Below are 26,165 nucleotides of genomic sequence, written 5' to 3'. Positions count from 1 at the left end.
CCTGCGGGCGCGCTTGTGAACAGCGTCCGAACCGGCCCCGCACCCCTCGTGCGGGGCCGGTTTCTGGGTTAGCCTGCACGCATCGGATCGCCTCGACCCGAACGGGAGACCACATGTCGACGTCACGCACGACCCGCACCATGGGTCGGCGCGCGCATGTCGACATACGGACGACCACTGCCTGCGAGCCGCAACTCGCGCGCGACTGACCGGAGCACCGCCCTGACGGGTGGTGCTCTTCGTGTATCCGGCCCGCCACGACGGTGGGACCGCCCCGCTCCGGCAGGACGGCCCGCTCCGACGGCGTGGGCCGGCCGGACCCGCCCTCGGGCCCGGAGGCCGTGACGACCCGTTCCACGCCGACCGACCCGGTGCCCGCACCGCCTGGAAGCCGTCCAGGCACGTCGGAAGGGAACCCATGCGCACTCTCGTCCTCAACGCCGGTTACGAGCCCCTCGCGGTGATCTCGTTCCGTCGAGCCCTGGTCCTCGTCATGAACCAGAAGGCCTCCGTCGTCGCCGCCGACACCCTGCACCCCGTCACCGGTGCCGCCGTCAGCTACGACCGTCCGTCCGTCATCATCCTGACCCGGTACGTGCGCATCCCGCAGTCCCGGCTGATCCCGGTGTCCCGGCGCGGTGTGCTCCGCCGGGACGCCAACCGGTGCGCCTACTGCGGCCGGAACGCCACCACGATCGACCACGTCCAGCCGAAGTCCCGTGGCGGTCGAGACTCGTGGGAGAACCTCGTCGCCTGCTGCCTCGCCTGCAACAACGTCAAGGGCGACCGCACCCCGCGTGAGATGGGGTGGACGCTGCGGTTCCCGCCGAAGGCCCCGCACGGTTCGGCCTGGGTCGTCCGCGGCATCGAGCGGCCGCAGCCGGACTGGGACGAGTACCTGGTCGCCGCGTAGGTGGGGCCGGACGGGAGGCCTCGGGTACGCCCGCCCCACGCCTCTCGTCCGGCGCGTCCCGGCTCCCGCTAGAGTGGTCGGGCCGGCCTCTGTAGCTCAATGGAAGAGCAGTTCCGTCCTAAGGAAAGGGTTGGGGGTTCGAGTCCCTCCAGGGGCACCTCGGTGGTCCGTCCGGTCCCGTCCTCAGGAAAGGGTTGGGGGTTCGAGTCCCTCCAGGGGCACTTCGGTGGTCCGTCCGGTCCCGTCCTCAGGAAAGGGTTGGGGGTTCGAGTCCCTCCAGGGGCACCTCGGTGGTCCGTCCGGGCCCGTCCTCAGGAGCGCGAACCAGCCCGGGTGTTCGTCGGCGCGACCGCCAGGACGACGAGCACGATCGCGATCACGCCCAGCCCGGCCCACCCGACCGCGGTGAGCCGCTCGCCGACCACCAGCACCGCGAGCACGGCAGCGACCGCCGGTTCGGTGAGGGTGACGGTGGTGGCGGTGCTCGCCGGGATCCTCGCCAGTCCGTACCCGAACAGCAGGTACCCGAGGAACATCGGCACGATCGCCATGTACACGCCGACCGCGGCGTTCTGCGGCGACGCGAGCAGGGGCGCTCCGGTGACGGCGAGCACCGGCATGAGGAGCAGCCCACCGCCGCCGAACACGGCACCCATCGCGGCCGCGCGGGGGACCCCGTCGACCATGAGCCGACGGGACGCCCACGAGTAGACCGCGTACGTGGCTCCGGCCACGAGGCCGAGCACGACCCCGAGGACCGTCGACCCAGGCGACCCGACGCCGGCCGGGTCCGCCGACCCCGCCAGGCTGGACAGGCAGAGCAGCACGCTCCCGACGACGCCGAGCGCCGCGGCGAGCACCCACCACCGGCTGAGCGGCCGCCGGTCGACGACCCGCTCCAGGACCCCGGACGCCAGGGGAGCGGACGCCAACGACACCACGGAGCCGACGGCCACCCCGGCGGTGTGCATCGAGCTGTAGAACGCGAGCGGGTACACCGCGACGGCGACCGCGCCGACGAGGACGAGTGCGCGGCTCCGCACGAGCAATGGAGCAGCCGCTCGGAGGGCCCGCGCGCCGACGACCGCCTGCAGGATCCCGCCGACGCCGAGCGCCGCGGCACCGATCGCGAGCGGGCCGACGTCGGGCGCGAAGGTCGCGGCGGTGCCGGTGGTGCCCCAGAGCAAGGCGGTGACGGTGACGGCGAGCAGTCCGGCGCGGCGCTCGTCCCTCACGATCGACCTCCGTCGTCTCCGGTGCAGGTGCGGCTCCGACCGGTGTGGCCGCCACTCTAGTGAGCACCTCCACGGTGTCCGTGCGCCCGGCGCGGCTCGGGCGGATACTGGGTGCGTGCGAGAACTCCAAGCCGCCATCGCCGCGGACCTCAACGTCCAGCCGACCATCGACCCGGAGCAGGAGATCGCCCGACGCGTGGGCTTCCTGCGTGACTACCTGCTGACCACCGGCGCGAACGGCTACGTCCTCGCCGTCAGCGGCGGACAGGACTCCACGCTCGCCGGCCGCCTGACGCAGCTCGCGGTCGAGTCGCTCCGCTCCGAGGGGCACGCCGCCGAGTTCGTCACCGTGCGGATGCCCTACCGGGTGCAGGCCGACGAGGACGACGCGCAGCTCGCCCTGCAGTTCATCGCCGCGGACCCCGGCATCGTCGTGAACATCGAGCACGGGGTGGACGGCGTGGTGCAGGACACCGCGGAGGCCGGCGTCGCCCTGAGCGACTTCGTGAAGGGCAACGTGAAGGCCCGCATGCGCATGGTCGCGCAGTACGCCGTCGCTGGGCAGCGCGGGCTCCTGGTCGTCGGCACCGACCACGCGGCCGAGGCCGTGACCGGCTTCTTCACGAAGTACGGCGACGGCGGCGTCGACCTCACGCCGCTGACCGGTCTGACGAAGAGCCAGGGGCGCCAGCTGCTCGAGCACCTCGGTGCGCCGGCCCGCCTGTACGAGAAGGCGCCGACCGCGGACCTGCTCGACGACCTGCCCGGCCAGACCGACGAGGCGAACCTCGGCCTCACCTACGCCGAGCTCGACGCCTACCTGCAGGGACACGACGTCCCGGTCGAGGTCGCCGAGGCGATCGAGGCGCGGTACCGCGCGACCGAGCACAAGCGCCAGGTACCCGCGTCGCCGTTCGACGAGTGGTGGCGTCGCTGACGTCACTCCGGGGCCCGGGGACACACGGGAGGCCCGTCACCAGCTGGTGACGGGCCTCCCGTGTGTCCGTGGTCCGGAGTCAGGCGGAGTGGCGGCCGTCCTGGTCGTCGCGCCCGATGTCCTGTCGCCCGATGTCCTGTCGCCCGATGTCGTGGGGCCCGGCGTCCTCGCGCTCCTCGGTGAGGCGCTCCTGCCAGACGATGCTCCGCGCGGCGCCCTCGAGGACGTCGTCGACGCTGTTGCCGGTCCGGGCGGCGAGCGCGCCACTGAGCCCGGCGGTCAGGGTCCCGCCGGCCTGCGCGAGCCGCTCCACGACCTCCTCCTGGCGCTCGGTCAGGGGGACGTCCACGAGTTCGTCGACGGTCTCGCGGATGTTCGCCTCGCTTGCGTCCATCGCGGCTTCGTCGCCGGACTGCAGCGCGGCGGCCTCACCGACCACGACGAGGCCGAGCCGTGCTGCGTCCTGCTCCGGGCGACGGGTGTCGTTCGCATCAGTCATGTCGTGGACCGTACGCCGGCCGCCTGCGCGCCTTCCGGACTTCCGGGGCACAGGACGACGGGAGGCCCGGTACCAGCTGGTACCGGGCCTCCCGTCGCGTGGTCAGCGCGTCAGCGCAGGGCGCGCCGTCAGCGACGGTTGGCACCCCGACCCGCGAAGCGCGTGTAGAGGAACAGCACGATGACGGCTCCGATGATCGAGCCGATGATGCCGGCCGGCTGGAAGAAGCCGTCCTGCGGGTCGTGCTGGAAGATCAGGAACCCGAGCAGACCACCGACGAACGAGCCGACGATCCCGAGGACGATGGTCATCAGGATGGACATGTGCTGCTTGCCGGGGATGATGAGGCGGGCGAGGGCGCCGGCGATGAGCCCGACGATGATGAGGCTGATGATGAGACCGATCACGGTGTCCTCCTTGTTCTGCGGCCGGTCCGAGGCCTCGGCGGTGCACCGAGCTCAGGGCCGACGCCCGAGTTAACACGCGTACGGCTCAGCACGTTCCCAGGTTCGTCGGACGGACGGTCAGACCACGCCCGACGACTCCAGCTCCGCCTGCAGCTCGGCGTCGGACGGCTCGACGAAGTGCTTGCCGTCCGGCAGCACCACGACGGGGATGTTCTTCCGGCCACTGATCGCCTGCGCGCGGTCGGCGGCGGACAGATCGGCCTCGACGTCCACGTACTCGTAGTCCACGCCCAGTCGGTCCAGCAGCGCCTTGGAGCGGCGGCAGTCGCGGCACCAGTCCGCGCCGAACACGGTCACCTTGTCGAACGTCTCATCGGTCATGCGGGGGACTACCCGAACCGCGTCATCCGTATTCCCGGAGACCCTCGGCATGCGGCGCGGAGCACGATGAGGCACATGACGCTCGAGACCGCGCACGTCGGCGCGCACCCCCACCACCGGCACGGCTGGTGGTGGAAGACCCTCCTCAGCGGGTTCCTGCTGTGGGTCGTGACGATCATCGTCACCGTCGCCACGCAGAACACGAACCTGGTGCCGACCATCATCCTGCTCGGCAGCTTCCTCGTGCCCTTCACCGTGGTGCTGTTCGTCATCGAACGGGTCACCGGCACGGTGAGCACGATGCAGCTGGTCACGGCGTTCTTCGTCGGCGGGGTCCTCGGGGTGCTCGGGGCGTCCCTGCTCGAGTCCGACCTGCGCCCCGGGGCGACCCTGTACCTGCTCGTCGGCTTCGCCGAGGAACTCGTGAAGGGCCTGCTGCTGGTCGTGGTCGGCTGGCGGGTCCGACCGAAGACGGCACGGCAGGGCGCACTGCTCGGGGCGACGGTGGGTGCCGGGTTCTCGGCGTTCGAGTCAGCCGGGTACGCGTTCAACGCGGCGATCACCACCCGCGGCATCGACCTCGTGTCGCTCCTGCAGACCGAGGTGGCCCGCGCCGTGCTCTCGCCGGTGGGGCACGTGCTCTGGACGGCGATCCTCGGGGCGGTGCTCTTCGGGGCGGCGCACGGTCGTCCCCGGTTCCGGTGGACGTGGTCGGTGCTGGTCGCCTACGTCGTGGTGTCGGTGCTGCACGGGCTGTGGGACTCGAACTCGACGATCTCGACCCTGCTCGCGTTCGTGATCACCGGGACGCCGTTCTCGGCGGCGCAGGACGGGACCGTGCCCCCCGCGCTCGCCGGTGTCGTGACGACGCTGTACGTCGCCGGCCTCGCCGTCGTGTCCGTGATCGGCGTCGCCGTCCTGGTCGGGGTGCTCCTGCACCACCGACGGCTGTCGCGGCGGATCGAGGCGCAGCAGGTGCCGGCCGTCGGTTCGTGGCAGGTCCCCGCCGGACCCTGGGGTGTCCCCGACGACGGTGCCGAGCAGGTCTGGCACCGGACGCCGCCGCCGCACGTGCTCTGACCCTGCCGGGCCCGGCGCGCCCGTGCGCCACGGCCAGCCTCGACCGCCGGCACCGCCGGGCCACCGGCCCGCCCTACGATGTCCCCATGCCGCGCGCCGACCCGACCCGCGCCGACCCGACCCGCGCCGACCCGACTCGCGCTGACCCCGCAACGTCGGCCTGGGCGTCCGCTGCGGTCCGGCACACCGCCCGCGTGACGAACACGCTCCTCGCCGCTCGGCGCTTCCGCGTCGTCGGCGGTGATCCCCGGGACGCCGCCGCCCTGCACGCATCGCTCGTCGGGCTCGGAGCCCGACCCGCGGACGCCGGTGACGGCGCGGCCGTCGACCAGCTCTGGTGTCTCGGCACGCCCGAACAGAGCGCCGCCGCCGTGGAGGACGCCACCGCGGACCGTCCCCGCGGCGCGCTGCTGCTCGTGGTCGACGCCGGCCGCCACGTCCCCGCCGTCGACGAGGACGCCTTCGGCCCGACCGTGCTCGCCCGCCCCGGCGTCCTCGGCGTGCCGACGCTCTCCGACGACGTGTTCCTCGTGTCGACCGGCCGCGAGCCCGAGGACGACCCCGCCGCCGAGGCCCGCATCCGCTGGGCCCGCCGCTCCATGCCGGTGTCCCGTGCCGTCGCCGACGAGCTCCGGCAGGGCGGCCTGCTCCGGGGCACCCGCGTCGGGGTGAGCCTGTTCCTCGAGCCGAAGACCGCCGTGCTGTCCCTCCTGCTGCAGGACGCCGGCGCCGAGGTGGTCGTCTACGCGCATACGGACGAGACGGACGACGCCGTCGCCGCGGTCCTCCGCCGGGCCGGCGTCCCCGTGCACGCGAGCAGCACCGCCACCGTGGCGGAACAGCGCGCGCTCGCGCTCGCGATGCTCGACACCCGGCCGCACGTGCTCGTCGACGACGGGTCGCACGTCATCCGGCTCGTGCACCAGGAGCGCCCCGACCTGCTGCCGACGATGCTCGGAGCCGCCGAGGAGACCACGAGCGGCCTCCGCCCGCTGCGCGTCATGGCGGCCCGCGGCCAGCTCGGGATCCCGGTCGTCGCGGTGAACGACGCCCGCACCAAGACGTTCTTCGACAACCGGTACGGCACAGGGCAGTCGACGGTGTTCGCGACACTCGACCTGGTCGACGCGCTCGACCCCGGCGTCCGGCCCGACCTGACGGGAGGCCGGGCGGTCGTCGCCGGGTTCGGTCACGTGGGGGAGGGGGTCGCCCTGGTCCTCCGGGCGCTCGGGTTCCGGGTCACCGTCGCCGACACCGACCCGGTCCGGGCGCTGCAGGCCGTGTTCGCCGGGTACGAGGTCGCTCCGCTCGTCGACGCCGTCCGCACCGCCGACCTGGTGGTGAGCGCGACCGGGGTGGCGGACACGGTCAGCCTGACGGTGCTCCGTGCGTGCGCTCCCGGAGCGGTCCTGTCGGTCGCGGGCGGGGTGGACCAGGAGATCGCGGTCGAGGACGCCGTCGCAGCGGGGGCCGAGCGGACGACGGTGGGTCGACGGGTCGAGCGCCTCACGCTCCCGGACGGTCCCGGCGTGCTGCTGCTCGACGGCGGCGGGTGCATCAACATCACCGCGGCCGAGGGCAACCCGATCGAGGTGATGGACCTGTCCTTCGCGGCGCAGCTCGGTGCCGTGCGGATGCTCGTCGAGCGGGGCGACGAGCTGGACCGCGCCGTCGTGCCGATCGACCCCGAGGTGGACGAGGCGACCGCCCGCGTGGCGCTCGCCGCGTTCGGGGCGCGGGGCGGGCCTCCCGGCGGTGGCGGCGACGAGGGCGGGACGTCCGCCGGAGCGCTCGCCGCGCAACCCGTGGACCGCGAGCCGGACGTCCGGACCCGACGGTTCGGGGACCCGACGTGACGGGCCGGCGGCCGGCGGCATCCGGGCAGACGACGGTGCACTCCGCGCGGATCGTCGTGCCGATGACCGCGCCGCCGATCGCGGACGGCGCCGTCGCGGTGCGCGACGGCCGGATCCTGCACGTCGGCGAACGCTCCTGGGTGGTGGACCAGCTCGACGGCACCCCCGTGACCGAGCGGCGGTGGCGGGGTGCGCTCCTCCCGGGACTCGTCAACGCGCACACGCACCTGCAGTACACGGGCATGGCCGGTGTCGGGCGCGGCCGGTACGCCGGATTCGAGGACTGGGCCGCCGCGTTCAACGCCGTCTACGCGCAGCCGCACGACTGGCGGGCCGAGGCCGCGGCCGGTGCGGCACAGTCGGTGGCGGCCGGGGTGACGAGCATCGCCGACGTGGTGACGGACATCGAGGCGGTGACCGCGCTCGAGGACGCCGGGCTCGGCGGCATCGCCTACTGGGAGGTGATGGACTGGGAGAACGCCGCCTGGCAGGAGCACGGGCGCGACCAGGTCCTCGCCGAACTCGAACGGGTGCCCACCACCCCCGGCGCCGGGCTCTCCCCGCACGCCCCGTACTCGCTCGACGTCGCGCCGCTGCTCGAACTGCCCGACATCGTCCGGCAGCGCGGACTCCGGCTGCACCTGCACCTCGGCGAAGCGGCCTTCGAGGGTGAGCGCACCGCGATCGAACCGGTCCCCGGCTTCGCGGGCGTCGTCGGCGTCGGCCACGGTGCGGACTGGCACCTGGCGAACGTGCCGTCCTTCCGGGCCATGCGCGCGCTCGGGTTCGGCGCGAGTGCGACCTCGTTCGTGGACCGCCTCGGCGTGCTCGGGCCGGACTGCCACATCGCGCACGGCGTCTACATGACCGCCGCAGACCGGGCGCTGCTCCGCGCGCGCGGCACCGCGGTCGCGCTCTGCCCGCGCTCGAACGCCGTCATCGGGCTCGACCCGCCGCCGGTCGCCGACTACCTGCGCGAGGGCAGCCCGATCGCCGTGGGCACCGACTCGCTGTCGTCCTCGCCGTCGCTCGACCCGATGGCGGACGTCACCGCACTGCACCGCATCGCCCGCGCACAGGGCTACAGCGGACGCGACCTGCACGAGCGGCTGCTCGCGGCGGCGACCCTCGGTGGCGCCCACGCGATGGGACTCGCGGTCGGACCGGACCGGATCGGACACCTGGCCGTCGGAGCCCGCGCCGACCTCGCGGTGTTCGACGTCGACGCCCGGACCGTGCCGGACGCGCTCGCCGAACTCGTGGAGGACGGATCCGGGCGTGCGGTGGCGACCGTCGTCCGCGGGGTGGTCCGGACCGCCGACGCTGCTGCCCGTGTCCCCCTGACCCCGTCCGCCGCAGGCGCGGCACCCACCCCGAGCAAGGAGTCCCGATGACCGACACCGCACCCCGCCCCGGCATGGCCGCTCGCCGCACCGTCGCCGGAGACGTCGTCGAGTGGCTCGACGTCCCGCAGCGCGCCGCCGCGCTCGGCATGGAGCCGCACCCCGAGGGTGGCTGGTTTGTCCGCACGTGGACGTCGCCCGCAACCGTGAGCACGCCCGCCGGTGAGCGCCCCGCCGCGACGCTCATCCACTTCCTCCTGCCGCCGGGCGAGGCCTCCGCGTGGCACCGCGTGACGAGCGACGAGATCTGGATGTGGCACGGGCCGGACGCCGTCGAGCTCGAACTCGGTGGGTCCGGCGACCAGCCGGACCCCGGCGCACGCATCACCCTCGGCCCGGACGCCGGCCGTGACCGCGTGAACGACGCACAGGCGTTCGTCCGCGGCGGCATGTGGCAGCGGACGCTCCCGGGTGACGGCGAGGTGCTCCTCAGCTGCCTGGTGTCGCCCGGGTTCTCGTTCGACGACTTCACGATGCTCGACTGATGTACTGTACTTGACCCCGTGAAGGAGGCGGTCCTACGTTGGCATCGCTGGCCGTCCGGCCAGGATCACAACGGGAGGAACCGCCCATGGCACGACTTCGAACCGGTGCTGCAGCCGTCGCTGCTGCGGCGCTGATCGCCGCTGTCGGCCTGCTGCTCCGGCTCCCGGTCGCACTCCCGGTGAGCGCGTCGTTGGTCGCGGCCAGCGTTGCCGTCATGACCACCCCGCCGGCCTCCGACCGTTGGGTCGCGGGACTCGCGGCGAGTGCGGCGATGTTCCTGGCGATCACCTACACCGGCGCGGCGATCAACGAGCGTCGGCGTCGCTGACACCAGCCGAGCGTCGGCAGGGCAGGAACCGCGTCGACCGGTCGTTGGTATCCCACGGCCCAGTACACTCGGGTCCTGCCCTGTTCCCCCTGACGAAGGCCAGACCGTGACCCGTCCCCTCCGCCTGACCATCGCCGTCGCGACCACCGCCGTCGCCGCGCTCGCCCTCGCCGCATGCTCCGCAGGGGGCAGCAGCGACAACGCCGACGGCACCGTCACCGACGGCAAGCTCACGATCGCCACCGGCGACCCGGCGTACTCGCCCTGGGTCGAGGACAACCAGCCCGAGTCCGGCAAGGGCTTCGAGTCCGCCGTGGCCTACGCCGTCGCGGAGGAGATGGGCTACGCGAAGAGCGACGTCGTGTGGGAGCGCAGCACCTTCGACAGCGCGATCGCCCCTGGTGCGAAGGACTGGGACCTCAACATCCAGCAGTTCTCGATCGACGCCAAGCGCAAGAAGGCCGTCGACATGTCGACGCCGTACTACACGACCACGCAGGCCGTCGTGACGACCACCGGGTCGAAGGCCGCCGGTGACACGACGATCGCCGCGCTGAAGCAGGACACGATCGGCGTCGCCGCTGGGTCGACGAGCATCCAGAGCGTCAAGTCCGTGCTCGGCGTCACCCCGCAGGTGTTCAACTCGAACGACGACGCCGTGCTCGCGCTCAAGTCGGCCCAGATCGATGCGATCGTCACCGACCTGCCGACCGCCTTCTACATGTCCGCCGCCCAGCTCGACGACGGCACCGTGTCGGCGCAGTTCCCGTCCGACGACGCGGGCGACCAGTTCGGCTTCGTCCTGCCGAAGGACTCGGCGTTGACGAGCAAGGTCAACGACGCCCTCGAGTCGCTCGAGGAGGACGGCACGCTCGAGCAGCTGCAGACGAAGTGGCTCTCCTCCGAGACGAACACCCCGGTCCTGAAGTGACGCGGGCATGACCCTGCCCGCCGATGCGGGCGGTCCGGCGGGCGTGGGCGCGCCCGTCGCCGCCCCGGCACCCAGCCAGGTCGAACGCGAGCGGCAGCTCTACCGCCAGCAGCGCGGCCGCCGTTCCGTCGTGGTGTCCGTCGTCTCGACGCTCGTGGTCGTCGCGCTCGTCTGGGTCGGCGTGGTCAACACCCCCGGGTGGGCCGCGGTGCAGCGGTCGTTCTTCGACCCGCAGGTGGCGTGGGAGACCCTGCCCGACATCCTGCTCGGGCTCTGGCTGAACGTCCGGGTCCTGTTCGCCGCCAGCATCGGCGTCGCCGTGCTCGGCACCCTGCTCGCGGTCGTCCGCGGCCTGCGGAGCCCGGTGTTCTTCCCGCTCCGGATGCTCGCGACCGGGTACACGGACCTGTTCCGCGGCCTGCCGCTCATCATCGTGCTGTACCTGGTCGGGTTCGGCCTGCCCGGGCTCGGGGTCTTCCCGCGGCTGGCGCCCGAGTTCTGGGGCACCATCGCGATCGTGCTGACCTACTCGTCGTACGTCGCCGAGGTGCTCCGTGCCGGCATGGAGGCGGTGCACCCGTCCCAGCGCCTGGCCGCCCGGTCGCTCGGCCTGTCCCACGCGCAGACGCTGCGGCTCGTCGTGCTGCCGCAGGCGATCCGCAAGGTCACGCCGGCGCTCATGAACGACTTCGTGTCGATGCAGAAGGACGTCGGGCTCGTCTCGATCCTCGGCGCCGTCGACGCCGTCCGCAGCGCCCAGATCGCGCAGGCGGAGCAGACGAACTTCACGCCCTACCTGGTCGCCGGCCTGCTCTTCGTCCTCATCAGCCTGCCGCTCATCCGGGTCACGGACGCCGTCGCGCGGAAGCAGCAGCAGCGTGAACAGATCGGAGGCACGGTGTGACCGAGCAGACCGCTCCCGTCCTCGAACTGCGTGGATTGCGCAAGTCCTTCGGCGACCGCCCCGTCCTGCGCGGGATCGACCTGACCGTGCACCGACACGAGGTGATCTGCGTCATCGGGGCGTCCGGCTCCGGGAAGTCGACGTTGCTCAAGACCGTGAACCTGCTCGAGGGCATCGACGACGGGCAGGTCCTCCTCCAGGGCGAGGACGTCTCGGACCCCCGCGTCGACGTCGACGCCACCCGCGCGCGGATCGGCGTCGTCTTCCAGCAGTTCAACCTGTTCCCGCACATGAGCGTCCTCGACAACGTGACCCTCGCATCGCGGAAGGTGCACCGGGCCTCCCGTGCGGACGCCGAGGCGACGGCTCGCCGCCTGCTCGACCGGATCGGGCTCGGTGACTTCGCCGGTTCGTACCCGGACCGTCTGTCGGGTGGCCAGCAGCAGCGCGTCGCGATCGTCCGGGCCGTCGCGTCGGACCCGGAGCTGCTCCTGCTCGACGAGGTGACGAGCGCCCTCGACCCGCAGCTCGTCGGCGAGGTGCTCGACCTCGTCACCGAGCTCAAGCAGCAGGGGTCGACGATCCTCATGACGACGCACGAGATGCACTTCGCCCGGAACGTCGCCGACCGGATCGTCTTCCTGCACGAGGGCGAGGTCGTCGAGCAGGGCGCTCCCGCGGCCGTCCTCGACGCCCCGCAGCACCCGGCGCTCCGGGCGTTCCTGGCGCGCGTGCACGCGTAGCGGGGGCACGGCCGTCGACGGTGTGACCGACGCCGGCGCCGCTACACGGCGAGCAGCAGCTTCCCGACGACGTCGCCGGACGCCAGACGCCGGTGCGCCTCGGCCGCGTCGGCGAGGGGCAGCACGGTGTCCACGACCGGCCGGACACGGCCGTCCTCGACGAACGGCCACACGTCCCGCCGCACGGCAGCGACGATCTCGGCCTTCTCGGCAGCCGGTCGTGCCCGCAGGGTCGTGCCGCTGACCGAGGCGCGCTTCCGCATGAGCTGGCCGATCGGCAGGGTCGCGTCCGGCCCGGACCCGGCGGCGATGATCGCGAGGTGCCCGTTCGGCGCGAGGACCTCGAGGTTGCGGTGCAGGTACGACGGACCGACGACGTCGAGGACGACGTCCACGCCGACACCGTCCGTGAAGGCCAGGGCACGCTCGACGAAGTCCTCCTCGCGGTGGTCGACGACCAGGTCCGCGCCGAGCTCGCGGGAGGCCGCGACCTTCCGCGCGCCACCGCTCGTCGCGACCACCCGGGCGCCGAGGGCCTTCGCCCAGAGCACCGCGTGCGACCCCATGCCCCCGGTCCCACCGTGGACGAGCAGGGTCTGCCCCGGCCGGAGTCCGGCGAGCATCCCGATGTTCGAGTACACCGTGCAGGCCGCTTCGGGGAGCGCGGCGGCGGCCACCAGGTCCAGCCCGTCCGGCACCGGCAGGAGCTGTGCCACCGGCACCACGGCGAGCGACGCGTACCCGCCGCCGCTGAGGAGCGCGCACACGCGGTCTCCGACGGACCAGCCCGTCACGCCGGCGCCGAGCGCACGGATCGTCCCGGACACCTCGAGCCCGAGCACGTCGGACGCTCCGGGCGGCGGCGGGTAGTTCCCCTGGCGCTGCTGCAGGTCCGCGTTGTTGACGCCGGCCGCCGCGACCTCGACGAGGACCTCGCCGTCGCCGGGCACCGGGTCGGGGAGCTCACCGAGGGACATGACGTCGACGTCGCCGGGCTGGGAGATGGTGATGGCACGCATCCCTCGACCGTACGCGCGTCCCCGGTCGGGACGGGGCGGACGGGGCTGGGCGGACGGGGGAGGCCGTCCCGCACTCCCTGAGCATCCGATCAGTACTGTCGGGGCGGAACGGGGCCTCCGGTCGGCGGCCCCACACCGACCAGGGGGGATCCCATGTCCACGAAGCACGTCTCCGTCCTCGCGACCGCAGCGCTCGCCGCGGTCCTGCTCGCCGGTTGCTCCTCCGGCGGCAGCACGACGGCCGAGGGGACCCAGGGTCAGGGCGCCACGAGCGGGTCCTCGAGCGCACCGTCGAAGGCCGCCGAGGAGCAGTCGGGCTCGCAGTCCAAGGCCGACGCGTGTGCCGCCTTCGAGAGCAAGGTGCGGTCGGCGGCCGAGGGGCTGCAGTCCGAGGCCACGAAGCTGCAGTCCGACCCGGACGCCGCGGTCGCCAAGCTCAAGGAGCTCGACGCGGACATCGACGCCGGTGTCGACGCGGTGAGCAACACCGAGGTCAAGGGCAAGGCCGAGGCGTTCCAGAGCGCCTACGGCGACATGGTGACGCGACTCGAGGCGATCACGAAGGACCCGCAGTCGGCCGACCTCGGCGCGTTCCAGGACTCGGCCACGGCGGTCCAGACCGCCGGGACCGACTTCGACTCGACCTGCGCGTCCTGAGCGGCGCCGTCCGCTGACGGACGCACCACGGCCCTCCCGTCGTCCGGACGGGAGGCCCGTGGTGCGCGATCCGGTCGGCTCGCCGCGGCGCGCGGTGGACCTACGCGGCCTGCTCCGGACGCGACGCGTCGAGACGCTCGACCTCTTCCGGACGGAGCTTCACGGTCGCGGCCGTCACGGAGTCGAGGATCGACTGCGGGCGGGACGCTCCCGGGATCGGGATGACGACGTCGCTCTTCGCGAGCTCCCACGCGAGCGCGATGACCTGCGGGGTGACGTCCCGCTCCTGGGCGAGGACGGCGAAGTCCTCGGCGGTGGTGCCGAGGTCGGCCGCACCGGCGATGCCGCCGAGCGGGCTCCACGGCAGGAACGCGATGCCGAGCTCGTCGCAGAGCTCGAGTTCCGGCTCGCTGGACCGGAAGACGGGGGAGAATCGGTTCTGCACCGATGCGAGGCGGCCGCCGAGGACCTCGTTCGCCTGCCGGATCTGGTCGACCGTGGCGTTCGAGATGCCCGCCATGCGGATGACGCCCTCGTCGAGCAGTTCGGCGAGCGCACCGACCGAGTCCGCGTACGGGACGGCCGGGTCCGGGCGGTGGAACTGGTAGAGGCCGATCGCCTCGACGCCGAGACGCTTCGCCGAGGCCTTCGCGGCCTCCTTGAGGTAGGCCGGGTCGCCGTTCTGTGCCCAGGCCCCGGGTTCCGGCCGCAGGTGGCCGCCCTTCGTGGCGATGAGCACCTCCGACGTGTCCCCGCCGTACTCGCGGACGGCCCGGGCGATGAGCTCCTCGTTGTGGCCGACCTCGTCGTGGGCGGCGAGGTGGTACGCGTCGGCGGTGTCGATGAGGGTGACACCGGCTTCGAGGGCGGCGTGGACGGTGGCGACGGAGCGCGCTTCGTCCGGCCGGCCCTCGATGGACATCGGCATGCCGCCGAGTCCGATGGCGCTGACGGACGTGTCTCCGATGACTCGTTGCTTCATGGGCCCAGCATGCGCCGCGCCGGTCGGCGGACGTCCAGCCGTGGACGCAGGGCGGCTCAGGGGACGGGGAGCTGTGCGGTGTCGAAGCCGCGCCCCGGGCCGACGCCCTGCTCGTCGAGCGCCTGCACGACGAGAACCGTCCCCCACGTGACGACGGCGACGGTCAGGACGAAGCCGATCCCGGCGATCCACCACGACGTCCGTCGCCGGATCCAGGCGCGGATCGCGAACACGAGCGTGACGACCCCGATGACGAACGCTCCGCCGACCGCGATCGCCGCACCGCCGACGGTCCCGCCGGGGGAGCAGCCGTCGTCGGCGCCGCAGGACGCGGTCGTGGAGGCCACGGCGATCACGCCCGCGACGGCGGCGATCGCGGTGAGGACCGCACCGGCCACCAGGAGCAGGACGGTGGACACCCGGTCCGCGATCTTCGCCGGCGGGAACAGCGACGTCGCACCCTGCTCCCACGCGACGCGCTCGGCCTCGCTGTGCTGCCGGGCGCCCGGGTGCTGCTGCGGTCCGGATCCGGGGACGTTCGACCAGGTCATGGCACCGTTCCTACCGCGCCTCCACCCCGAACGCCTGGGCGAGGCGCTGGATCTTCTGCGCCCGTCCGAGTCGCGGCAGGTCCGACCCGTCGCGGATCACGCGTCCGCGGGCCTCGAAGTCGTCGAGGAAGTCCTGCGCCCAGGCGACGTCGGTCGGGGTCGGGGAGATGACCTCGTTGATGACGGGGAGCTGCTCGGTGTCCAGACAGAGCTTGCCGGTCAGGCCGAGCGACACCGCGACCTGTGACTGCTCGCGCAGGATCGGGTGCGAGGAACCGACCGTGGGGCCGTCGATGGGTCCGGGCAGGTCGCCGACGCGGGACGCCACGACCAGGCGGGACCGCGGGTACGCCATCGCGAGGGTGTCCGCGCTCGTGCCGGTGTCGCGGCGGTAGTCGCCGCTCCCGAAGGCCAGGCGGAACGCCCCCTGCGCGCGGGCGATCGACACCGCTTCCTCGATGCCCAGCGCCGATTCGACCAGCGCGATCACGGGGGTGTGTCCGCCGAGCCGGTGCCACGTGTCGGTGACCTGCGCTGGGGACTCCGTCTTCGCGAGCATCACGCCCTGCAGCCCGGGCAGGCCGCGGAGCTCCTCGACGTCGTCCTCCCAGAACTCGGTCGTGACGTCGTTGATCCGCACCCAGGCCTCGCCGCCACCGGCCAGCCAGGCGGCGACGGTGGTGCGGGCGGACGGCTTCGCGGCGGGGTCGACGGCGTCCTCGATGTCCAGGATCACCTGGTCGGCACGGGAGCGGGTGGCCCGCTCGAAGCGTTCCGCGGCGGTGCCGGCGACGAGGAGCCAGGAGCGCGAGATCTCGGCGGGGACCGATCGACGCCGGGACACGGCAGGGGTGGGCGGAGCAGGACGGTCGTCGGTGGCCATGCACCGTTGGTACCACACCCGCGCCTCCCGGCCCCGGCGCGGCGGCGGGGCGGTCCACCACAGCGCATCCGGGCCGGGTGAAACGCCGAAACAGCGGGCTCATTGCCAGAGTGCCGCAGCGCTTCGGCCTACAGTGGGCGGGTGTGGAGAGTGGACAGGGCGACCGACGATGAGGACGACGTGAACGACGACGCCCCCGTCGAGGGCACCGACCTGCCCGACGAGCAGTCCCCGCTGCGCCCAGAGCTCCAGGTCACGAGCCCGCACGCGATCAGTCTCGGCGACCCGCGGCTGACCGCGGGCAACGCGGCCGAGCCCGCGTGGGACGCGTGGCGCGAGCAGCTCGCCGGCGTCGGTGGGACGAGTCCGCTCGTGCACTTCGCCGACCACCCCCGCGCGCGCATCGAACTCTCGACGACGCACCCGGGCGGTCTGGCCCAGTTCATCACCGGCAAGACCACGCTGCTCTCGAGCCTGATCCGCGACGAGGTCGCGCTGCGAGCCGCCCGCGTCGCCGCCGGACACGTCGAGGCGAAGGGCACCGAGCTCGCCACCGTCCGCGGGATCGACGCCGTCAAGCTCGGCATCGGCATCGCGGACTGGGAGCACGGCGACGAGCACCACCGGGGTCCGGTCCTCCTCCGCCCGCTCGCGATCCGGCGTCATGGCCGCGACTTCGAGGTCCGGCTGCTCGGTGAACCGGTGCTCAACCCGGGCCTGGCCGACGCGCTCCGCGAGCAGTTCGGCATCACCCTCGACGCGCAGTCGTTCGTCGCCCTCGCCCAGCAGGACGGCTCCTTCACCCCGAACCCGGTGATCGACCGGCTCCGCGGCCTGACGGCGCACATCCCCGGCTTCTCGGTGCACGCCCGCCTCGTCGTGTCGACGTTCGCCGAGGTCGCGACCGGTCTCGTCGAGGACACGAAGGACCTCGCGCACCCGGTGCTCGACGCCCTCGCCGGCAACCCGAGCGCCAAGTGGCAGGTCGAGCAGTCGTACCACCCGGTCGAGCAGACGCCGTCGGACGAGCGCAGCCCGGAGACGGACACCCTGCTGCTCGACGCCGACGACGAGCAGGAGAACGTGATCGCGCAGATCACGGCCGGCAACTCCATCGTCGTGAAGACGCTCCCCGGCACCGGCGGCACGCAGACGATCGTGAACGCCCTCGGCGGCCTGGTCGCCGCGAACAAGCGCGTCCTCGTCGTCAGCCCGCGCCGTGCAACGCTCCGTGGCATCGCGGCCCGCTTCGGCGAGGTGCACCTGCCCGGCGTCGCCGTCACCCCGGCGACGCTCCGCCGTGACGTGGTCCGTGCGATCGCCCGCAACGAGAAGGCGAGCCGGCCGAACCTCCGCGAGGTCGACGACGCCCTGGTGCGGCTCCGCAAGGTCCTCACCGACTACCGCGGTGCCCTCACCCGCACCGACCCCGACTTCGGGGTCAGCGTGCTCGACTGCCTGGTCGAGCTCTCCCGCCTGTCCCTGCTGCCGGTCGCCCCGTCCACGACGGCCCGGCTGTCGAAGCAGTCCGTCGTCTCGATGGTCACCGGTCGCGCCCGCGTCGCCGAGACCATGGTCAGCGCCGCGAACCTCGGCGAGTTCCGCTACGGCCCCGACGACTCGCCCTGGTACGGCGCGAGGTTCACCTCGAGCGACGGCGCCCAGCGTGCCCACGCGACCGCGCGGGAACTCGACGGCGGCGCACTGCCGGCCCTCCTGCAGCGCGCACACGACCTCGTGGCGTCGACCCACATGCGGCAGTTCACGACGATCAACGAGCTCGGCATCTACCTCCGCCTGCTCACCGAGATCCGGGACACCCTCGACCGCTTCCTGCCGATCGTGTTCGACCGGTCGGTGTCCGAACTCGTCGCCGCGACCGCTCCCCGGGGCGAGGGCGCGCCGATGTCGAGCACGAACCGCCGTCGGCTCAAGAAGCTCGCCCGCGAGTACGTCCGTCCCGGCGTGCACGTGTCCGACCTGCACGAGGCCCTCACCCGCGTCCAGCAGCAGCGTGTCCTCTGGCAGCGCTACGTGGCCGCGGGCGTGAACCCCGAGGTCCCCACCGGCATCGCCGACGTCCAGGTGCTGTTCTCGAACGTCGTCGAGGACCTGGCCCGACTCGACGAGCCGCTCGGTCGCACCAGCCGCGACCAGCAGCTCGCGAACCTGCCGATCGACGAGCTCGTCCCGACGATCGCCGAACTGGCCGCCGAGTCCGACGTCCTGCACAACCTGCAGGAGCGCACCGAGCTCATGCAGACGCTCCGCGACCTGCAGCTCGAGCCGCTGCTCACCGACCTGGCGAACCGGCACGTGCCGGACGTGCAGGTGCCCGCCGAGCTCGAGCTGGCCTGGTGGCAGTCCGCGCTCGAGACGATGCTCGAGTCCGACCGGGCCCTGCTCGGTGCGAACACGGACATGCTCGACCGGGTCGAGGCCGACTTCCGACTCGTGGACGACGCGCACGCGGCCGGGGTGTCCCAGGGCCTGGCGTGGCAGCTCGCCGAGAACTGGAAGGTCGGGCTCGTCGACTGGCCGGAGGAGTCCTCCGCGCTGAAGACGCAGCTCAAGGAGGGCGCGATCACGTCGCGTCTGCTCCACGACTCCGCACCGCACCTGTCCCGCGCCATCGCCCCGGTCTGGCTCGCCTCCCCGTACGAGGTCGCGCAGATCGCCGACACGATGCCGTTCGACACCGTGATCCTCGTCGACGCCGGCGCCGTGACGATCGCTGAGACCGTCGGCGCCGTCCGCCGCGCCCGGCAGACCGTCGTGTTCGGTGACCCGGTCACGCAGACGCCGTCGCCGTTCCGCATCGCCGTGGACCCGGACCACCGCGCGCTGCAGGTGGACGAGGAGACGCTCGACGCCCTGCACGCCGACTCCGCCCTCGCGAAGCTGTCCACGCTCCTGCCGACCCTGTCGCTGACTCGGTCGTACCGCGCCGGCGGCGAGGACCTGGCGGAGCTGGTCAACCGTCGCTTCTACGGCGGACGGATCGAGTCGCTGCCCTGGGCCGGCTCGTTCCTCGGCCACGGCTCGATCGCGCTCGACTACGTCAGCGAGGGCAAGGCCGTGCCGGACCCCGAGTCCGGCGCCGTCGAGAGCGTCGACGCCGAGGTGGACCGGGTCGTCCGGCACGTCATCGAGCACGCCCGCACCCGTCCGACCGAGTCGCTCATGGTCATCACGGCCTCGGCGAAGCACGCGGTCCGGGTCGAGCAGGCCGTGCTCGCTGCCGCGCAGGGCCACAAGGACCTCACCGAGTTCGTCATCGGTGACCGTCCGGAGCCGTTCATCGTGGCCACCCTCGAGCAGTCCGTGGCGCAGAGCCGCGACCGGGTCGTGTTCTCCATCGGCTACGGCCGGACCCCCCACGGTCGGGTCCTCCGCGACTTCGGTCCCCTCGGCAAGCCCGGCGGTGAGCGGCTGCTCGCGGTCGCGATGACCCGTGCCCGTCGGTCGATGGTCATCGTCACGTGCTTCCAGCCGTCCGACATCGAGGCCGAGCGCATGGGGCACGGCACGGTCGCCCTCGCCGAGATCCTGGCCGAGGTCCGCGCCCGGACCACCGCCGAGTACGTGCCGGACGACTCCGACCCGCTGCTCGTCGACCTGGCCCGCCGGCTCGAGATGCGCGGCATCCCGGTCGCGCTCGGCCACCGCGGCAAGCTCGGCCTGGTCGCCGCGCACGGCGGGGTCTGCGTCACCATCGAGACCGATGCGTCGCTCGTCAAGGGGTCGCTGCGTGAGTCGCTCCGGCTCCGTCCCGAGGTGCTCCGTCGTCTCGGCTGGCACTACGTCCGCGTGCACGCGTTCCAGCTGTTCTCCGACCCGGACCGGGTGGCGAACACGGTGGCGCAGGTGCTCGGGGTCGACCGCGGTGCCACCCAGGAGATCTCGATCCCGCCGGTGTCCGCACGCCGATGACCGCCAGGGTCCCACGCCGGGCCTCGCGGCAGGCAGGACCGGTGACCTCGACGACGGACCACCTGACGGGGACGTGGACACCGGACGCGGGTGCGTCCCGGGCAGGAGACGCGTCGGGGGCGGCCACCGACCCCGCGGCGACCCCGGAACTTGCCTTGCCGCGGTCGACCGGGCCGGGAGGCACGTCCCGCTCCGGCAGGCGCGTCACGACCCGTGCGGTCCCCGGCAGCGACCCGACACCGGCGCCGGAACCGGCGCGCCACGGCACGGGCGAGAACGACGACCGGCTCCTCCGCGACCGGCCGCCGCACTGGGGATGACCGTCCCGGCTGACGGAGGACGGCCTGCCGCCGGTCGGGTGCGACCGACGAGTGCACGGGTCGGACCGGTACCCTTGCAGTGACCCACCCCGAACGGAAGCGTGTGATGACGGAGCCCTCCCGGCGGACCCGGCCCGACTGGCAGACGCTGCCGAACCTCATCACGCTGGTGCGCTTCGCCCTCATCCCGGTCTACGTCGGACTGGTCGTCGCCGGACACCCGGGATGGGCGTTGGCCTCCCTGGTGGTCCTCGGCGTGAGCGACTGGGCCGACGGGTTCCTGGCGCGACGACTCCACCAGGAGTCCCAACTCGGCAAGACGCTCGACCCGATCGCCGACCGGTTGGCGATCGTGGCGATCGTGCTGTCGCTCGTGCTCGTCGGGCTGCTGCCGTGGATCGTGGTCGTGGTCGTGGTGGCCGTCGACCTGGCGCTCCTGGCGCTCTCGAGCGCGTGGTTCCGCGGCAACCCGGACCTCCGCGTGACGTGGACGGGCAAGATCCGGTCCGCGCTGCTGTTCGTCGGGCTGCCGGTCCTGCTGTTCTCGTCGACGTCGGTCGCCGCCGACCACCACTGGGTCCGGGACGTCGGTCTCGTCTTCGTCTGGCTCGGCACGGTCGGGCACGTCCTCGCCGGGCTGCAGTACGCGGGGGAGATGGCCCGGAAGCACCGGGCGCATCGCGCTCCGGCGTAGGCCGACCCTCCCGGCACCGGCACCGGCACCGGCACCGGCACCGGCACCTACAGCTTCGTCGTTCCGGCGATGCCGGCGCCCTCGGGTGCGTCCGCCGGAGCGACGTGCGCTCCGTGCCCGCCGACACCCGGCTCGGCACCCTGCTGGGCGCGCAGCAGGTCGCGGATCTCGAGGAGCACCTCGACGTCCGTCGGCGGGACGTCCGCGGGCGGTTGCTCCTCGTCGTGCTTCGTCCGGTCGAACGCGACCTTCTTGAGGTGGTTCACCGGCACGACGAGCGCGAAGTAGACGACCGCTGCGACGATCACGAAGTTCAGGACGGCGCCGAGCACCTTGCCGAACAGCAGCTCGGTGTCGCCGCCGGACACGGTCGCGAACGACACGATCAGGGCCTTGTCCAAGCTGGAGGCGTTGAAGACCGCACCGATGAGCGGGTTGATCAACGCCGTCACGACCGCCGTCACGATGGCGGTGAACGCGGCTCCGATGACGACCGCCACCGCGAGGTCGATGACGTTCCCGCGGAGCAGGAACTCCCTGAAGCCCTTCACGCGAGCCCCCTTCTGTCGTGGACGGCCACCGCGCGATGGCCCGGTCCAACCTATCCAGCAGGCGCGGGGCCGGTCAGGACGCGGACGACCCCGACCCGGAGGACGACCCGGACCCGGAGGACGACGCCGAGCCGGACGAGGACCCGGAGCCGGACGAGGACCCGGAGCCGGACGAGGACCCGGAGGAGCCGGACGACCCCGACCCGGACGACGACCCCGACCCCGACGATGAGCCGGATCCCGACCCCGACGGCGTCGCGCGCGAGTCGGTCCGGTAGAAGCCACCTCCGTTGAAGGTCACACCGACGGGCGAGAACACCTTCCGTAGGACCCCGCCGCAGACCGGGCACTCGGTGAGCGTGGCGTCGGAGAAGGCCTGCTTGATGTCGAACGCGTTGCCGCACTCGGTGCAGCGGTACGAGTAGGTGGGCACGTCAGCTCCGGAACGTGATGATGCGCGACGGCGTGATGATGCCGTCGACGGGTTCGTCGTGGGGTTCGCGCGGGACCTCGTCGAGGTACTCCGTGTCGAACACCACAGCATAGACGGGCGGGCGGTTGGCCATGGACCCGAGGGTCTTGTCGTAGTACCCGCGTCCCCAGCCCATCCGGACGCCGTCGTGCCCCACGGCGGCGGCCGGCGTGATGATCACGTCGACGTCGTTGATCGCCAGGGGGGAGAGCACCTCGCCGACGACTTCCGGCATGCCGAACGGTCCCTCGCGCTCCGAGGACCCGTCGCCGACCGCCCAGTCGAGCAACCCGTCCTCGCGGGTGATCGGCAGGAGCACCCGGATGCCCCGCTCGAACGCCCAGTCGAGGAATGGACGGACGTCGGGTTCGTCGGGCGCCGACAGGTAGAGCGCGACCGAGGTGATCTGGCGTTCCTCGACGAAGCGCTGCAGCGTGGCGGTCAGGGCGAGGGAGTCGGCGTCGCGGACGGTCGAGGTCCGGCTGCGTCGCCGCTGCCGGAGGTCGGCTCGGAGGGCGCGCTTCTCGTTCCCGAGATCGGCGGTCATGGCGAAGAGTGTAGCGAGCGCCGGTGCTGCGGCTTCCCGCTGATCTGCCTGTCCTCCTATCAGTTGACATGCCCGCGAAATGCGTTTCGGATACGGTCTTGTCCATGGGCTTCCAGATTTCGAAGGCAGTGATCCCCGCCGCAGGGCTGGGCACGCGCTTCCTCCCCGCGACCAAGGCGATGCCGAAGGAGATGCTCCCCGTCGTCGACAAGCCGGCCATCCAGTACGTGGTGGAGGAGGCGGTCGACGCCGGACTCACCGACGTGCTGATGATCACCGGGCGCAACAAGAACGCGCTCGAGAACCACTTCGACCACGTGTCGGAGCTCGAGGAGACCCTCAAGAAGAAGGGCGACCACGAGAAGCTGCAGAAGGTCAACCAGTCCACGGACCTGGCCGACATGCACTACGTGCGTCAGGGTGACCCGCTCGGCCTCGGTCACGCCGTGCTCCGCGCGAAGATGCACGTCGGCCGCGAGCCGTTCGCCGTGCTCCTCGGTGACGACATCATCGACGCCCGCGACCCGCTGCTCAAGCGCATGATCGAGGTCCAGGGCGAGAAGAAGGCCACGGTCGTCGCCCTGCTCGAGGTCCCGGCGTCGCAGACGCACCTCTACGGCATCGCGACCGTCGAGGAGACCGACACCGACGACGTCGTGAAGATCACCGGCCTGGTCGAGAAGCCGGCCCAGGGTGAGGCCCCGTCGAACCTGGCGATCATCGGCCGCTACGTCATCCGCCCCGAGGTCTTCGACGTCCTCGAGAAGCAGGAGCCCGGCAAGGGCGGCGAGATCCAGCTCACCGACGCGCTCATGAAGATGGCGAGCGCCGAGGAATGGACAGGTGGCGTGTACGGCGTCGTCTTCCGTGGACGCCGCTACGACACCGGTGACAAACTCGACTACATCAAGGCGATCGTGCAGCTCGCCTCGGACCGCGAGGACCTCGGCCCGGACCTCAAGTCCTGGCTCAAGGAGTTCAACGCGGGCGAATGAGTCGACCCATCCCGCACGGGTCCGGTGACCCCGGCCCCGTGCGGGACACCCGTCCCGCCGAGCGCGGGACCCCGGAGGAACCAGAAGCGATGACGACGATCCCGACCCTCACCCACGGGCGGGTCACCATCCGCCCCCTCCGGATCCGCGACGCCCGTGAGCTCGACCTGGCGTTGGCCGGCAACCGCTCGTGGCTCCGCACGTGGGAGGCGACGAACCCCTCCGGGTTCGCGTCCGCCGACGTCAAGGGGAGCATCCGCGCGCTGCAGGCCAACGCCCGTGCCGGGTTGGGCCTCCCGTTCGCGATGGAACTGGACGGACGCTTCGTGGGCCAGCTGAACGTCTCCGGCATCACGTACGGGTCGCTCGCGAGCGCCTCCATCGGGTACTGGGTGGTGCAGGACGCCGCCGGCCACAACGTGACGCCGACCGCGGTCGCGCTCGCGACCGACCACTGCTTCCGCTCCGTCGGCATCCACCGTCTCGAGATCTGCATCCGTCCCGAGAACGCCCCGAGCCTCCGCGTCGTGGAGAAGCTCGGGTTCCGGTACGAGGGCCTGCGCCGCCGCTACATCCACATCAACGGCGACTGGCGGGACCACTTCTGCTTCGGCCTCGTCGCGGAGGAGATCCGCGAGGGCGTCCTCGACCGCTGGGTCCGTGGGCAGGTGCCGCACGGTGCCGGCCGCGTGCCGCAGGAGGCCTGGGACGAGGCGGGCGTGCCGCTGCCCGTCTCGCCGCGCGGCTGACGACCCACGGGACGGGTCGCGTCGCGTCCCGGTGACCCCGGCGCGGCCGGGAGGCCCGCCGCGCCGCCGACGGATCCGTCACGACTCGCTCGACACGCTCCCGGCAATGGGCGTCCGGGCGGCGCGCTCCCCCTACCGTTGCCCCCATGGGAATCGGGACCTGGGGCGGCGGCGTCGTGCTGCTCGTGGCGGCCGTGCTCTGGGTCGTGTACCTGATGCCCGCGTGGGCGGCCCGTCGTGAGTACCTCGCCACCGAGCGGAACGCGATCCGACTGCAGCAGACCCTCCGCATCCTGGCGCAGACCGCCGAGCTGCCGGACGAGGTGCGCGTCGAACTGAACGCGAAGTCCCTCGCCGAGGCGCAGCGCGTCGCCCGGTCCGAGGAGGCGAAGCGTGCCGCGATCGTCCGCGCCCACGAGGCCGCACGGCAGCGGGAGATCACCCGTCGCCTCGCCGCCCAGGCGCCCGTGCTCGAGAAGGCGTCCTCGGTGCCCGCCCTGACCGCGATGCGCATGCGTCGCTCACGCCTCGGTGCCACGACGCTCGGCACGCTCGGGCTCGTGCTCGCGGTGGTCGTGCTCGTCGTCGCCCCCGGCGCCTGGCTGCTCGCGGTGGCCGGACTCGTCGCGGCCGGTGGTTCCGCGGCCGTGCTCGCACAGCTGCACCAGGTCGCGACCGCGCGCCGTCGACGGGCCGCGGCCGGTGCGGCGGAGCAGACCCGGGCCTCCCGGCCGACGACCGCGTGGACCGATCCCGCGCCGCCGCTCTCCACCGACCAGCCGACGGCCGCGCCCGCGGACCGCACCTGGACGCCGGGGCCGATCCCGAAGCCGCTGTACGTGCAGACGCCGACCCGACCCGATCCGTCCCCGGAGTCGTCGGCCGAACTCGCCGCCCGGCTGCGTGACCGCGTGGCCCAGGCGAAGGCCGAGGCGGAGGCAGAAGCCGCTGCCGTCCGAGCCGCAGCGGCCGACCCGTCGCTCGCACGGGTGTCGCGGATGCGTGCCGACGTCGAGGAGGCCGCCGCGGCGCTGTCCTCGCACGACCAGGGGCGGCTCGCGGAGCGGCTCGGGCTCCGTGCCGCGACCGCCGGGTCGCCCGCTCCCCGGAGTGCGCCCGCGCCCGGTGCGTCGGCTGCGCCCGGTCCGGTTGCGCCCGGTCCGGCTGCCTCCGCGACCGACGAGGTCGACGTCCCCGGCATCCCAGCCGCCCCGAGCCGCTGGGCCGGGATGGGCGTGATCGGCGACGACGCGTACGGACAGACGGACCTCGACGCGATCATGCGACGCCGTCGAGCGGTCTGACCGGACGGCACGCCCGACCGCCGCGGCCCGATTACCGGATCGCCGCGACCCGGTGCTATCGTTGTCGAGCACTCGGGGCTATGGCGCAGTTGGTAGCGCGTCTCGTTCGCAATGAGAAGGTCAGGGGTTCGAATCCCCTTAGCTCCACCGAGAAGCACGACGGCCCGGAACCGATTGGTTCCGGGCCGTTCTCGTTGCCGGCCGTCCACAGCCCGCAACGGGGGGTGTCGGTGCCGGGTGCTCGGCCCCTAGACTCCCCGAGCGCCACAACAGGTGGTCCCGAGGGGAGCCGCCACTCGGCCAGGCACCGTCGCCCGACCGAGCACCGTCGTCCGCTCGGGCACGCCGCCCGATCGGGCACGTCGTCCGATCGGGCACGTCGCCCGCTCGGACACATTCAGGGGG

At 72.7% G+C, this 26,165-nt stretch carries 27 protein-coding genes, 2 tRNA genes and 1 pseudogene; 19 read left to right on the top strand and 11 right to left on the bottom strand.

The window, feature by feature from the left end; all coding sequences use genetic code 11:
• The first annotated feature begins 418 nt into the window (after window positions 1–418).
• On the top strand, window positions 419–913 hold the full coding sequence (locus DEJ34_RS13510; RefSeq protein WP_110824428.1) for an HNH endonuclease: 495 nt from the start codon (window positions 419–421) through the stop codon (window positions 911–913).
• 85 nt (window positions 914–998) lie between these two features.
• A tRNA-Arg gene (locus DEJ34_RS13505) sits at window positions 999–1,070 on the top strand.
• Window positions 1,071–1,224: 154 nt separating this feature from the next.
• Here DEJ34_RS13505 and DEJ34_RS13500 read toward each other — a convergent pair.
• Entirely contained in the window at window positions 1,225–2,148 is a 924-nt protein-coding gene (locus DEJ34_RS13500) for a DMT family transporter (RefSeq protein ID WP_258368366.1), read from the bottom strand.
• A gap of 115 nt (window positions 2,149–2,263) precedes the next feature.
• Here DEJ34_RS13500 and nadE point away from each other — a divergent pair, with 115 nt between their 5' ends.
• A complete protein-coding gene (nadE, locus tag DEJ34_RS13495; RefSeq protein ID WP_110824078.1) occupies window positions 2,264–3,085 on the top strand; it encodes an NAD(+) synthase in 822 nt (273 codons plus the stop codon).
• Window positions 3,086–3,164: 79 nt separating this feature from the next.
• Here the strand turns inward: nadE and DEJ34_RS13490 are convergent, their stop codons facing one another.
• From DEJ34_RS13490 to DEJ34_RS13480, 3 genes are all read right to left on the bottom strand, one after another.
• A complete protein-coding gene (locus DEJ34_RS13490) occupies window positions 3,165–3,584 on the bottom strand; it encodes a hypothetical protein (protein ID WP_110911691.1) in 420 nt (139 codons plus the stop codon).
• Window positions 3,585–3,712: 128 nt separating this feature from the next.
• Complete coding sequence (locus DEJ34_RS13485) at window positions 3,713–3,991, bottom strand: GlsB/YeaQ/YmgE family stress response membrane protein (RefSeq protein ID WP_110824076.1); 279 nt, start codon at window positions 3,989–3,991, stop codon at window positions 3,713–3,715.
• Between the two features lie 117 nt (window positions 3,992–4,108).
• Window positions 4,109–4,372 (bottom strand): glutaredoxin family protein, encoded by a 264-nt coding sequence (locus DEJ34_RS13480; RefSeq protein ID WP_110824075.1) that lies wholly within the window; start codon window positions 4,370–4,372, stop codon window positions 4,109–4,111.
• Window positions 4,373–4,447: 75 nt separating this feature from the next.
• Between DEJ34_RS13480 and DEJ34_RS13475 the strand changes: the two genes are divergently transcribed.
• The 8 genes from DEJ34_RS13475 to DEJ34_RS13440 all read left to right on the top strand — a co-directional run bounded on the left by DEJ34_RS13475 (window position 4,448) and on the right by DEJ34_RS13440 (window position 12,103).
• Window positions 4,448–5,452: a PrsW family intramembrane metalloprotease gene (locus DEJ34_RS13475; RefSeq protein ID WP_258368365.1), complete on the top strand. Its 1,005-nt coding sequence runs from the start codon at window positions 4,448–4,450 to the stop codon at window positions 5,450–5,452.
• A gap of 86 nt (window positions 5,453–5,538) precedes the next feature.
• Window positions 5,539–7,308, top strand: a complete 1,770-nt coding sequence (locus DEJ34_RS13470) for an adenosylhomocysteinase (protein ID WP_110911689.1) — start codon at window positions 5,539–5,541, stop codon at window positions 7,306–7,308.
• A 62-nt stretch (window positions 7,309–7,370) separates the two neighbouring features.
• Window positions 7,371–8,702 carry an amidohydrolase family protein gene (locus tag DEJ34_RS13465; RefSeq protein WP_110911714.1) on the top strand — a complete coding sequence of 444 codons (1,332 nt, stop codon included), beginning with the start codon at window positions 7,371–7,373 and terminating at the stop codon, window positions 8,700–8,702.
• A complete protein-coding gene (locus DEJ34_RS13460; protein WP_258368364.1) occupies window positions 8,699–9,196 on the top strand; it encodes a cupin domain-containing protein in 498 nt (165 codons plus the stop codon). Before DEJ34_RS13465 ends, DEJ34_RS13460 begins: the two co-directional genes overlap by 4 nt.
• A gap of 86 nt (window positions 9,197–9,282) precedes the next feature.
• On the top strand, window positions 9,283–9,525 hold the full coding sequence (locus DEJ34_RS13455) for a hypothetical protein (protein ID WP_110911688.1): 243 nt from the start codon (window positions 9,283–9,285) through the stop codon (window positions 9,523–9,525).
• Window positions 9,526–9,631: 106 nt separating this feature from the next.
• Window positions 9,632–10,456 carry an ABC transporter substrate-binding protein gene (locus DEJ34_RS13450; protein ID WP_110911687.1) on the top strand — a complete coding sequence of 275 codons (825 nt, stop codon included), beginning with the start codon at window positions 9,632–9,634 and terminating at the stop codon, window positions 10,454–10,456.
• A 7-nt stretch (window positions 10,457–10,463) separates the two neighbouring features.
• The gene (locus DEJ34_RS13445) at window positions 10,464–11,360 is read left to right on the top strand and encodes an amino acid ABC transporter permease (RefSeq protein ID WP_110911686.1); all 897 of its coding nucleotides are present in this window, start codon (window positions 10,464–10,466) and stop codon (window positions 11,358–11,360) included.
• Complete coding sequence (locus DEJ34_RS13440; RefSeq protein WP_110900926.1) at window positions 11,357–12,103, top strand: amino acid ABC transporter ATP-binding protein; 747 nt, start codon at window positions 11,357–11,359, stop codon at window positions 12,101–12,103. Before DEJ34_RS13445 ends, DEJ34_RS13440 begins: the two co-directional genes overlap by 4 nt.
• Window positions 12,104–12,144: 41 nt before the next feature.
• Here DEJ34_RS13440 and DEJ34_RS13435 read toward each other — a convergent pair whose 3' ends face one another.
• On the bottom strand, window positions 12,145–13,122 hold the full coding sequence (locus DEJ34_RS13435; RefSeq protein ID WP_110911685.1) for an NAD(P)H-quinone oxidoreductase: 978 nt from the start codon (window positions 13,120–13,122) through the stop codon (window positions 12,145–12,147).
• A 153-nt stretch (window positions 13,123–13,275) separates the two neighbouring features.
• Between DEJ34_RS13435 and DEJ34_RS13430 the strand changes: the two genes are divergently transcribed.
• Window positions 13,276–13,779 (top strand): hypothetical protein, encoded by a 504-nt coding sequence (locus DEJ34_RS13430; protein WP_110824067.1) that lies wholly within the window; start codon window positions 13,276–13,278, stop codon window positions 13,777–13,779.
• A gap of 100 nt (window positions 13,780–13,879) precedes the next feature.
• On the opposite strand, the gene DEJ34_RS13425 is transcribed toward DEJ34_RS13430, so the two are convergent.
• From DEJ34_RS13425 to DEJ34_RS13415, 3 genes are read right to left on the bottom strand one after another with little or no spacing between them, the layout of a single operon-like run.
• A complete protein-coding gene (locus tag DEJ34_RS13425) occupies window positions 13,880–14,761 on the bottom strand; it encodes an aldo/keto reductase (protein ID WP_110890990.1) in 882 nt (293 codons plus the stop codon).
• Window positions 14,762–14,817: 56 nt separating this feature from the next.
• Entirely contained in the window at window positions 14,818–15,312 is a 495-nt protein-coding gene (locus DEJ34_RS13420) for a DUF6264 family protein (RefSeq protein WP_110900923.1), read from the bottom strand.
• A 10-nt stretch (window positions 15,313–15,322) separates the two neighbouring features.
• Complete coding sequence (locus DEJ34_RS13415) at window positions 15,323–16,195, bottom strand: HpcH/HpaI aldolase/citrate lyase family protein (protein ID WP_181420440.1); 873 nt, start codon at window positions 16,193–16,195, stop codon at window positions 15,323–15,325.
• A 180-nt stretch (window positions 16,196–16,375) separates the two neighbouring features.
• Here DEJ34_RS13415 and DEJ34_RS13410 point away from each other — a divergent pair, with 180 nt between their 5' ends.
• Entirely contained in the window at window positions 16,376–20,128 is a 3,753-nt protein-coding gene (locus DEJ34_RS13410; protein WP_502864295.1) for an AAA family ATPase, read from the top strand.
• 426 nt (window positions 20,129–20,554) lie between these two features.
• Window positions 20,555–21,142 carry a CDP-alcohol phosphatidyltransferase family protein gene (locus DEJ34_RS13405; protein WP_110911682.1) on the top strand — a complete coding sequence of 196 codons (588 nt, stop codon included), beginning with the start codon at window positions 20,555–20,557 and terminating at the stop codon, window positions 21,140–21,142.
• 47 nt (window positions 21,143–21,189) lie between these two features.
• On the opposite strand, the gene mscL is transcribed toward DEJ34_RS13405, so the two are convergent.
• Window positions 21,190–21,693, bottom strand: coding sequence for a large conductance mechanosensitive channel protein MscL (gene mscL, locus DEJ34_RS13400; protein WP_110911681.1), 504 nt, complete (start codon window positions 21,691–21,693; stop codon window positions 21,190–21,192).
• A 17-nt stretch (window positions 21,694–21,710) separates the two neighbouring features.
• Here mscL and DEJ34_RS15690 point away from each other — a divergent pair, with 17 nt between their 5' ends.
• Complete coding sequence (locus tag DEJ34_RS15690) at window positions 21,711–21,971, top strand: hypothetical protein (protein WP_349775016.1); 261 nt, start codon at window positions 21,711–21,713, stop codon at window positions 21,969–21,971.
• Window positions 21,972–22,033: 62 nt separating this feature from the next.
• On the opposite strand, the pseudogene DEJ34_RS15685 reads toward DEJ34_RS15690, so the two are convergent.
• Both DEJ34_RS15685 and DEJ34_RS13390 read right to left on the bottom strand, forming a co-directional pair.
• A pseudogene (locus DEJ34_RS15685) lies at window positions 22,034–22,126 on the bottom strand (FmdB family zinc ribbon protein); the annotation flags it as partial.
• 1 nt (window position 22,127) lies between these two features.
• Window positions 22,128–22,712 (bottom strand): 5-formyltetrahydrofolate cyclo-ligase, encoded by a 585-nt coding sequence (locus tag DEJ34_RS13390; protein WP_110911679.1) that lies wholly within the window; start codon window positions 22,710–22,712, stop codon window positions 22,128–22,130.
• A gap of 104 nt (window positions 22,713–22,816) precedes the next feature.
• Between DEJ34_RS13390 and galU the strand changes: the two genes are divergently transcribed.
• From galU to DEJ34_RS13370, 4 genes are all read left to right on the top strand, one after another.
• Complete coding sequence (gene galU / locus DEJ34_RS13385; protein WP_110890996.1) at window positions 22,817–23,707, top strand: UTP--glucose-1-phosphate uridylyltransferase GalU; 891 nt, start codon at window positions 22,817–22,819, stop codon at window positions 23,705–23,707.
• Window positions 23,708–23,796: 89 nt separating this feature from the next.
• Window positions 23,797–24,456: a GNAT family N-acetyltransferase gene (locus DEJ34_RS13380; protein WP_110824056.1), complete on the top strand. Its 660-nt coding sequence runs from the start codon at window positions 23,797–23,799 to the stop codon at window positions 24,454–24,456.
• A gap of 146 nt (window positions 24,457–24,602) precedes the next feature.
• The gene (locus DEJ34_RS13375; RefSeq protein ID WP_110911678.1) at window positions 24,603–25,760 is read left to right on the top strand and encodes a hypothetical protein; all 1,158 of its coding nucleotides are present in this window, start codon (window positions 24,603–24,605) and stop codon (window positions 25,758–25,760) included.
• Window positions 25,761–25,834: 74 nt separating this feature from the next.
• A tRNA-Ala gene (locus tag DEJ34_RS13370) sits at window positions 25,835–25,907 on the top strand.
• The last annotated feature ends 258 nt before the right edge of the window (window positions 25,908–26,165 follow it).

The sequence above is a fragment of the Curtobacterium sp. MCPF17_050 genome (genome assembly GCF_003224435.2).
In the GTDB taxonomy this organism is placed as follows: domain Bacteria; phylum Actinomycetota; class Actinomycetes; order Actinomycetales; family Microbacteriaceae; genus Curtobacterium.
The sequence above is the reverse complement of the archived record's forward strand: the minus strand, read 5'-3'. Positions and strand labels throughout refer to the sequence as shown.

Coding starts and splice junctions, on each gene's coding strand:
- DEJ34_RS13455 (WP_110911688.1), top strand. CDS start 9,283: ATGGCACGACTTCGAACCGGTGCTGCAGCCGTCGCTGCTGCGGCGCTG.
- DEJ34_RS13460 (WP_258368364.1), top strand. CDS start 8,699: ATGACCGACACCGCACCCCGCCCCGGCATGGCCGCTCGCCGCACCGTC.
- DEJ34_RS13425 (WP_110890990.1), bottom strand. CDS start 14,761: ATGAAGCAACGAGTCATCGGAGACACGTCCGTCAGCGCCATCGGACTC.
- DEJ34_RS13415 (WP_181420440.1), bottom strand. CDS start 16,195: ATGGCCACCGACGACCGTCCTGCTCCGCCCACCCCTGCCGTGTCCCGG.
- DEJ34_RS13510 (WP_110824428.1), top strand. CDS start 419: ATGCGCACTCTCGTCCTCAACGCCGGTTACGAGCCCCTCGCGGTGATC.
- DEJ34_RS13380 (WP_110824056.1), top strand. CDS start 23,797: ATGACGACGATCCCGACCCTCACCCACGGGCGGGTCACCATCCGCCCC.
- DEJ34_RS13420 (WP_110900923.1), bottom strand. CDS start 15,312: ATGACCTGGTCGAACGTCCCCGGATCCGGACCGCAGCAGCACCCGGGC.
- DEJ34_RS13390 (WP_110911679.1), bottom strand. CDS start 22,712: ATGACCGCCGATCTCGGGAACGAGAAGCGCGCCCTCCGAGCCGACCTC.
- DEJ34_RS13435 (WP_110911685.1), bottom strand. CDS start 13,122: ATGCGTGCCATCACCATCTCCCAGCCCGGCGACGTCGACGTCATGTCC.
- DEJ34_RS13480 (WP_110824075.1), bottom strand. CDS start 4,372: ATGACCGATGAGACGTTCGACAAGGTGACCGTGTTCGGCGCGGACTGG.
- DEJ34_RS13490 (WP_110911691.1), bottom strand. CDS start 3,584: ATGACTGATGCGAACGACACCCGTCGCCCGGAGCAGGACGCAGCACGG.
- DEJ34_RS13445 (WP_110911686.1), top strand. CDS start 10,464: ATGACCCTGCCCGCCGATGCGGGCGGTCCGGCGGGCGTGGGCGCGCCC.
- DEJ34_RS13430 (WP_110824067.1), top strand. CDS start 13,276: ATGTCCACGAAGCACGTCTCCGTCCTCGCGACCGCAGCGCTCGCCGCG.
- DEJ34_RS13405 (WP_110911682.1), top strand. CDS start 20,555: ATGACGGAGCCCTCCCGGCGGACCCGGCCCGACTGGCAGACGCTGCCG.
- DEJ34_RS13470 (WP_110911689.1), top strand. CDS start 5,539: ATGCCGCGCGCCGACCCGACCCGCGCCGACCCGACCCGCGCCGACCCG.
- DEJ34_RS13475 (WP_258368365.1), top strand. CDS start 4,448: ATGACGCTCGAGACCGCGCACGTCGGCGCGCACCCCCACCACCGGCAC.
- DEJ34_RS13465 (WP_110911714.1), top strand. CDS start 7,371: ATGACCGCGCCGCCGATCGCGGACGGCGCCGTCGCGGTGCGCGACGGC.
- DEJ34_RS13375 (WP_110911678.1), top strand. CDS start 24,603: ATGGGAATCGGGACCTGGGGCGGCGGCGTCGTGCTGCTCGTGGCGGCC.
- galU (WP_110890996.1), top strand. CDS start 22,817: ATGGGCTTCCAGATTTCGAAGGCAGTGATCCCCGCCGCAGGGCTGGGC.